This is a genomic window from Bacillus sp. EE-W1 (genome assembly GCF_009760835.1).
Lineage (GTDB): Bacteria > Bacillota > Bacilli > Bacillales > Bacillaceae_G > Bacillus_A > Bacillus_A wiedmannii.
Genome location: NZ_WIPE01000113.1, coordinates 41,476 through 49,701, shown reverse-complemented (window position 1 = coordinate 49,701; position 8,226 = coordinate 41,476). Strand labels below are relative to the sequence as shown.

At 39.4% G+C, this 8,226-nt stretch carries 8 protein-coding genes; all 8 read left to right on the top strand.

Annotation, left to right across the window (positions count from 1 at the left end; all coding sequences use genetic code 11):
- Positions 1–250 precede the first annotated feature (250 nt).
- The 8 genes from GFJ36_RS26255 (at position 251) to gpmI (ending at position 8,216) form a co-directional block, all read left to right on the top strand.
- A complete protein-coding gene (locus tag GFJ36_RS26255) occupies positions 251–547 on the top strand; it encodes a hypothetical protein (protein WP_097889579.1) in 297 nt (98 codons plus the stop codon).
- 272 nt (positions 548–819) lie between these two features.
- The gene (gene rpoN / locus GFJ36_RS26250; protein ID WP_088064784.1) at positions 820–2,127 is read left to right on the top strand and encodes an RNA polymerase factor sigma-54; all 1,308 of its coding nucleotides are present in this window, start codon (positions 820–822) and stop codon (positions 2,125–2,127) included.
- A gap of 9 nt (positions 2,128–2,136) precedes the next feature.
- Positions 2,137–2,382 carry a glutaredoxin family protein gene (locus tag GFJ36_RS26245; RefSeq protein WP_000869731.1) on the top strand — a complete coding sequence of 82 codons (246 nt, stop codon included), beginning with the start codon at positions 2,137–2,139 and terminating at the stop codon, positions 2,380–2,382.
- A 136-nt stretch (positions 2,383–2,518) separates the two neighbouring features.
- The gene (cggR, locus tag GFJ36_RS26240; protein ID WP_001258183.1) at positions 2,519–3,547 is read left to right on the top strand and encodes a gapA transcriptional regulator CggR; all 1,029 of its coding nucleotides are present in this window, start codon (positions 2,519–2,521) and stop codon (positions 3,545–3,547) included.
- A gap of 26 nt (positions 3,548–3,573) precedes the next feature.
- Positions 3,574–4,578, top strand: a complete 1,005-nt coding sequence (gene gap / locus GFJ36_RS26235) for a type I glyceraldehyde-3-phosphate dehydrogenase (protein ID WP_000161234.1) — start codon at positions 3,574–3,576, stop codon at positions 4,576–4,578.
- Positions 4,579–4,717: 139 nt separating this feature from the next.
- Positions 4,718–5,902 (top strand): phosphoglycerate kinase, encoded by a 1,185-nt coding sequence (locus GFJ36_RS26230; RefSeq protein ID WP_001036333.1) that lies wholly within the window; start codon positions 4,718–4,720, stop codon positions 5,900–5,902.
- A gap of 32 nt (positions 5,903–5,934) precedes the next feature.
- Positions 5,935–6,690, top strand: a complete 756-nt coding sequence (gene tpiA, locus GFJ36_RS26225; protein WP_001231043.1) for a triose-phosphate isomerase — start codon at positions 5,935–5,937, stop codon at positions 6,688–6,690.
- Positions 6,687–8,216, top strand: a complete 1,530-nt coding sequence (gene gpmI, locus GFJ36_RS26220; RefSeq protein ID WP_001231145.1) for a 2,3-bisphosphoglycerate-independent phosphoglycerate mutase — start codon at positions 6,687–6,689, stop codon at positions 8,214–8,216. The genes tpiA and gpmI overlap by 4 nt, the downstream gene beginning before the upstream one ends.
- Positions 8,217–8,226: the final 10 nt, after the last annotated feature.

The window sequence follows — 8,226 nt, the reverse complement described above, 5'->3', positions numbered from 1 at the left end:
ATAGCTCAGTCGGATAGAGCGGTGGTTTCCGGTACCACGTCTGCCGGGGGTTCGAATCCCTCTGGGCGCGTTATGTATTGTTGGTGTTACGTGTTGAAAATAAATAGTAAATTTAAAACAACCTCTTGTATGTGATTAGAAATAATCGTGTATAGGGGGTTTTTGTTATGGCCCTACAAGGTACTTCTGTTAATTTTGTAATGAGTTTATACTAAAATTATCTAAAAATTATAGTATGAGGGGATTGCAGGTGCGTAAAATTAGTGGATATTTAAGTATTTTAGGGGATAACGAACGTAGAACCGTTGCTGTGTCTGATTCTGGTGAAATTACAGGCGATGAAATGTTAAAATTCATGTTAAATATGGAAGTGCACTATAAAGAAATTGATAGGGATTGTTTTGGACCTAATCACTATTTGCCTAGCGGAGACTACCATAAGGATTTAATAGCGATTGTCTTTACGGCTGAAATGATGTTAGACGACATGGAATTAGAAGGTGAATGGCCTGCTGAAGAAGGGGATGTTATATTTAACGAAGCATAATGAATCTATCTGCATAAAAAGGTCTGCACTTACAAATATAAGTGCAGACCTTTTTTATTAATACTTGTTATATCTGATAATAAGATTTACTATTAGTATGTGGTAATAATTTTTATCGCGCTATTATTTTCTTTCAATATTATTCAAATTTCGGTTGTAAGTTGTAAATCTCATTAATACATATAAATTAATAATATTTTGGAATGGGTGTCTGTGATAGCATTCTCCTTTTACCAAACTTATTGTACAATAGAAACAAGGGGGAGATTAGTTTGAAGGCAAGTCTTTTACAAGAACAAAGCTTACGTTTGGCAATGACACAAGAGTTAAGGCAAGCGATTACAATGCTCCAGTATAATGTACAAGAATTATCGGAGTTTTTGTATGAGCAATCGTTAGAGAATCCCCTTATTGAGTTAGGTGGTTTTGAGAGGGAGAAGAAAAAGAGCTCTAACAATAGTAAAAGTACCAGCAAACAAATCGAGAATCAGATGGAAATCTACAGTGTGGATTCAACAACGATTCAGCAACATTTATTAAATCAAATACAGTATTATAAAATAGATGAAGAAGAGCGAAAAATAGCTTCTTTCATTATTATGAACATGGATGGAAATGGGTATTTACAAGAAACGAACGAAGAGTTAGCGGATCTCCTTTCCGCACCGATTCATGAAGTCGCCCGCTTTGTAGAGCTTGTCCAATCACTCGAGCCAGCAGGGGTAGGAGCGCGTAATATTCAGGAATGTCTAACTTTACAATTGAAGCGCTTACAAAGACGGAATGGATTAGCGGAAGAGGTTATAGAGGATCACTTCGCTTATTTCGTGAAGAAAGATTGGCGAAAGCTCGTTCAAGTGTTGAAGTGTAGTAATGAAGAATTGCAATCGGCGGTGAACTGTATTACGTCATTACAGCCGAAACCAGGTCTTGCGTTTTCTTCTGATAAACCGCTTTATATTGTGCCTGATATGGCGGTGAAAAAAGATGGTGATCGTCTCGTTTTACAAATGAACGAGAGAAATATGCCGAGAATTGAAATTCATTCTGAGTATAGTGCGCTTCTGAATAATAGTGAAAGTGAAGTAGCATCTTATGTATCAGAAAAGTATCAGCATGTGCAGTGGATTATGCGCAGTTTAAAACAGAGAAAACAAACGCTTCTGCAAGTGATGACTATTATTATGGAAAAACAACGTGATTTCTTCTGGGAAGGTCCAGAATATTTAAAACCGCTTGCTTTAAAAGAGGTAGCGGAAGAGTTAAGTGTGCATGAATCTACAATTAGTCGTGCAACGCGAAATAAATATGTGCAAACACCACATGGTTTATTTGAGATGAAATCTTTCTTTAGTAATGCTATTTCGACTACTGAAGATGAAGCAGTTTCTACAAAGCGTGTGAAACGATTTATCCAAACGCTTGTTGAGGCGGAGAATAAGAAAAAGCCACTTTCAGATCAAAAGATTTCAAAATTATTAGAAGAAGAGCATGAAATCGTTATTTCTCGAAGAACAGTGGCGAAGTATAGAGAACAAATGCACATTCCAGCGTCATCATTACGAAAAACGATCGGATAGGTGAAGAATATGAAAGTTGTACTGTATACAAAAAAAGATTGTGGCCTTTGCGTGCAGGCGAAACAAGTTTTAGAGGAAGTACAATGTGAATATTCTTTTCAAATCGAGGAAATAAATATATATGAAGATAATGACCTTTTAGAAAAATATCACCTAATGATTCCGGTGGTAGAAATAGGCGGAAAACAAGTAGAATATGGTAACATTCACAAAGGTGTCATAATAAACTATATAAAGAATGCAGTTAAGAGTTGAATAAGTTTCTATCTCCTGTTACAATAATACACGTAGCAGGGATTATTTTTTTAACCTATGTGGGACACAAAATGTCACTACGGGACGTAAAGTGAACAACGAGGAAAAATGAACCAATGTAGTGAGGAGAAAAGATATGCGCTCATGGATTCAGAACACAAAAAAATTATTACCTGATCTGCTACCTGTTATGCAAACGAGAATGCAAATTCTTCAATACATTAGGCTCATGCAGCCGATTGGAAGAAGAAACTTGTCAGCAAGTCTCGGTATGACAGAACGAGTATTGCGAAGTGAAGTTCAAGTTTTGAAAGAACAAAACTTAGTTCACGTCGCTTCTTCTGGAATGACTTTGACAGAAGAAGGAACAGCTTTAGTTCTTGCTTTGGAAGACTTTATGAAAGAAATTTCCGGGTTAAAGGTTTTAGAAAAGCAACTTAAGGAAACATTAGACTTGGATGAAGTTTTCGTTGTCCCTGGTGATAGTGATGAATCACCTTGGGTCAAACTGGAGATGGGCCGTGCTTGTGTGACTTGTATAAAAGACCGTCTGACAGCGAATAATATCGTTGCTGTGGCTGGAGGAACTACGCTAGCTGCTGCTGCGGACATGATGCAGCTTGATTGCAAAGATTTACATATGCTATTTGTCCCAGCGCGTGGTGGAATTGGAGAGGGTGTCGAATTAGAAGCCAATACCATTTGTGCCAAGATGGCACAAAATACGATGAGTAATTATCGCTTATTGTATGTTCCAGACCATGTTAGTAGCGAAGCATATGCGTCTATTGTGACAGAGCCTTCCGTGAAAGAAGTTCTTGAGTTGATTCGATCTTCCAATATCGTCATTCATGGAATAGGTGATGCGTTAACAATGGCACGTCGCAGAAATACTTCAGAAGCAGATTGGTTAAAGATTCAAGCAAGCGAAGCAGTAGGCGAAGCTTTCGGTTACTACTTTAATGAACAAGGAAATGTTGTTCATAAAGTAAGAACAGTTGGTATGCAACTTGAGGATTTACAACATGTATCTCACGTTGTTGCAGTCGCTGGAGGTTCTTCAAAGGCAAAGGCAATACAGGCTGTAATTAAACAAGGGCACACTTCAATTCTAATTACAGATGAAGGTGCAGCAAAACAGTTAACAAAGGGTATTACCCTTTAATATAATCCCCCAAGGAGGAAATTCAAATGACTAAAATTGGTATTAATGGATTTGGACGTATCGGACGTAACGTATTCCGCGCAGCTCTTAACAACTCTGAGGTAGAAGTAGTAGCAATCAACGACTTAACAGATGCTAAAACATTAGCTCACCTTTTAAAATATGACACAGTTCACGGAACTTTAAATGCAGAAGTATCTGCTAACGAAAACAGCATCGTTGTTAACGGTAAAGAAATTAAAGTTATCGCTGAGCGTGACCCAGCTCAATTACCATGGAGCGACTACGGAGTAGAAGTAGTAGTAGAATCTACTGGCCGTTTCACTAAAAAATCAGACGCTGAAAAACACTTAGGTGGATCAGTTAAGAAAGTTATCATCTCAGCTCCAGCTTCTGACGAAGATATCACTGTAGTTATGGGTGTTAACCACGAACAATATGATGCAGCTAACCACAACGTAGTATCTAACGCTTCTTGTACTACAAACTGTCTAGCTCCATTCGCTAAAGTATTAAACGAAAAATTCGGCGTAAAACGCGGAATGATGACAACAATTCACTCTTACACTAACGACCAACAAATCTTAGACTTACCACACAAAGATTTACGTCGTGCTCGTGCAGCAGCTGAAAACATGATCCCAACATCTACTGGTGCAGCTAAAGCTGTAGCATTAGTATTACCAGAACTTAAAGGTAAATTAAACGGTGGCGCTGTACGTGTTCCAACTGCTAACGTTTCTCTTGTTGACTTAGTTGTTGAACTTGACAAAGAAGTAACAGTTGAAGATGTAAACGCAGCATTCAAAGCAGCAGCTGAAGGCGAATTAAAAGGTATCCTTGGATACAGCGAAGAGCCATTAGTATCTATCGACTATAACGGATGTACAGCTTCTTCTACAATCGATGCATTATCTACAATGGTAATGGAAGGTAACATGGTTAAAGTACTTTCTTGGTACGATAACGAAACTGGTTACTCTAACCGCGTAGTAGACCTAGCAGCATACATGACTTCTAAAGGTCTTTAATTCTTAATTATATAAGTAATCAATGACAAAACGAGGGAGAGGGTTTGTTCCCTCTCTCTCTTCTTTCGTTTTAAAAGCAAATGTGTTAAGCTTTTGAGTGGGTTTTGTCAATCCTAACTAGTAGTCGGAGGGAAATCCAATGAACAAAAAATCAATTCGTGACGTAGATTTAAAAGGTAAGCGTGTATTTTGCCGCGTTGATTTCAACGTACCTATGAAAGAAGGCAAAATTACAGATGAAACTCGTATCCGTGCAGCTCTTCCTACAATTCAATATTTAGTAGAGCAAGGTGCGAAAGTTATTTTAGCAAGTCACTTAGGCCGCCCAAAAGGTCAAGCAGTAGAAGAATTACGTCTTACTCCAGTAGCAGCACGTTTAGGCGAGCTTCTTGGTAAAGATGTTAAAAAAGCAGACGAAGCATTCGGACCAGTTGCACAAGAAATGGTTGCAGCAATGAACGAAGGCGACGTATTAGTTCTTGAAAACGTACGTTTCTATGCGGGCGAAGAAAAGAACGATGCAGAACTTGCGAAAGAATTTGCAGCTCTTGCTGATATCTTCGTAAACGATGCATTCGGTGCAGCTCACCGTGCTCACGCTTCTACAGCAGGTATCGCAGACTACCTACCAGCAGTATCTGGATTATTAATGGAAAAAGAGTTAGATGTACTTGGAAAAGCACTTTCTAACCCAGAACGTCCATTCACAGCTATCATCGGTGGTGCGAAAGTAAAAGATAAAATCGGTGTAATTCGTCATCTATTAGACAAAGTAGATAACTTAATCATCGGTGGCGGACTTGCTTACACATTCGTTAAAGCTTTAGGTCATGAAATTGGTCTATCTCTATGTGAAGACGACAAGATCGAACTAGCTAAAGAATTTATGCAACTTGCAAAAGAAAAAGGCGTAAACTTCTACATGCCAGTTGATGTTGTAATCACAGAGGAATTCTCTGAAACTGCAACAACTCAAATCGTAGGTATCGACTCTATCCCTTCTACTTGGGAAGGCGTGGACATCGGTCCTAAAACACGTGAAATTTATGCAGATGTAATTAAAAATTCTAAGCTTGTTGTATGGAATGGACCAATGGGTGTATTCGAAATGACTCCATTCGCAGAAGGTACAAAAGCAGTAGGACAAGCATTAGCAGATGCAGAAGATACATACTCTGTTATCGGCGGTGGTGACTCTGCAGCAGCTGTTGAAAAATTCGGTATGGCTGATAAAATGAGCCACATTTCTACTGGCGGCGGTGCGTCATTAGAATTCATGGAAGGCAAAGAGCTTCCAGGTGTAGTTTGTCTTAACGACAAATAAGTAGCAGCCAAAGAAAAAGGACGGTGCAAAGCATGCGTAAACCAATTATCGCAGGTAACTGGAAAATGAATAAAACTCTATCTGAAGCAGTTAGCTTCGTAGAGGAAGTTAAAGGTCAAATCCCAGCAGCTTCAGCTGTTGATGCAGTAGTTTGCTCTCCAGCTCTATTTTTAGAGCGTTTAGTAGCAGCAACTGAAGGAACTGATTTACAAGTAGGTGCACAAAACATGCACTTCGAAAAAAATGGTGCATTCACTGGCGAAATTAGCCCAGTAGCACTTAGCGACTTAAAAGTAGGCTACGTAGTACTTGGCCACTCTGAGCGTCGTGAAATGTTTGCTGAAACAGATGAGTCAGTAAACAAAAAGACTCTTGCAGCATTTGAACATGGTTTAACACCAATCGTATGTTGTGGTGAGACTTTAGAAGAGCGCGAAAGCGGAAAAACATTTGATCTAGTAGCAGGTCAAGTGACAAAAGCACTTGCAGGTTTAACAGAAGAGCAAGTTAAAGCAACTGTTATCGCTTATGAGCCAATCTGGGCTATCGGTACAGGTAAATCTTCTTCTTCTGCAGATGCAAACGAAGTATGTGCGCACATCCGTAAAGTTGTTGCAGAAGCTGTTTCTACAGAAGCTGCAGAAGCTGTTCGTATTCAATACGGCGGTAGCGTAAAACCAGAAAACATTAAAGAGTATATGGCACAATCTGACATCGACGGCGCTTTAGTTGGCGGTGCTAGCTTAGAGCCTGCTTCGTTCTTAGGTCTTCTGGGGGCGGTAAAATGAGAAAGCCAACAGCTTTAATCATTCTTGATGGTTTCGGACTACGTGAAGAAACTCATGGGAATGCTGTAGCACAAGCTAAGAAACCTAATTTTGATGGTTACTGGAACAAATTCCCTCATACAACGCTTACAGCTTGTGGTGAGGAAGTAGGCCTTCCAGAAGGTCAAATGGGTAACTCTGAGGTTGGTCACTTAAATATCGGTGCTGGCCGCATTGTATATCAAAGCTTAACACGCGTAAACGTTGCAATTCGTGAAGGTGAGTTCGATCAGAACGAAACTTTCCAAAATGCAATTAAAAGCGTAAAAGAAAAAGGTACTGCTCTTCATTTATTCGGTTTACTTTCTGATGGTGGTGTGCACAGTCACATGAACCATATGTTTGCTCTTCTTCGCTTAGCAGCAAAAGAAGGCGTGGAGAAAGTTTATATCCATGCATTCTTAGACGGCCGCGATGTTGGACCACAAACAGCAAAAGGTTATATCGATGCAACAAATGAAGTAATTAAAGAAACAGGAGTAGGACAATTCGCGACTATCTCTGGTCGTTATTACTCTATGGACCGTGACAAGCGTTGGGATCGCGTAGAAAAATGTTACAGTGCTATGGTGAATGGTGAAGGCCCTACTTATAAATCAGCAGAAGAGTGTGTAGAAGACTCTTATGCGAACGGTATCTATGATGAATTCGTATTGCCGTCTGTAATTGTTAACGAAGATAACACGCCAGTTGCAACAATCAATGATGATGATGCAGTTATCTTCTATAACTTCCGTCCAGACCGTGCAATTCAAATTGCTCGTGTATTTACAAACGAAGACTTCCGTGAGTTCGATCGTGGTGAAAAAGTACCTCACATTCCTGAATTCGTTTGTATGACACATTTCAGTGAAACTGTAGATGGTTACGTGGCATTCAAGCCAATGAACCTTGATAACACATTAGGTGAAGTTGTTGCGCAAGCGGGATTAAAGCAACTTCGCATCGCGGAAACTGAAAAGTATCCGCACGTTACATTCTTCTTTAGCGGTGGTCGTGAGGCTGAATTCCCAGGAGAAGAGCGTATTTTAATTAACTCACCGAAGGTTGCAACGTATGACTTGAAACCTGAAATGAGCATTTACGAAGTAACGGACGCTTTAGTAAATGAAATCGAAAATGATAAACATGATGTTATCATTCTTAACTTTGCAAACTGTGATATGGTTGGCCATTCTGGGATGATGGAACCAACAATTAAAGCAGTAGAAGCAACTGACGAATGTTTAGGAAAAGTTGTAGAAGCGATTCTTGCAAAAGATGGTGTAGCACTTATTACTGCTGACCATGGTAATGCTGATCAGGAGTTAACTGCTGATGGTGGACCAATGACAGCTCATACAACTAACCCGGTTCCTTTCATCGTTACAAAAAATGATGTAGAGCTTCGTGAAGGTGGTATTTTAGGAGATATCGCTCCAACAATGCTTACGCTTTTAAATGTGGAACAACCGAAAGAAATGACAGGTAAAACAATTATTAAATAATTTGCTTATA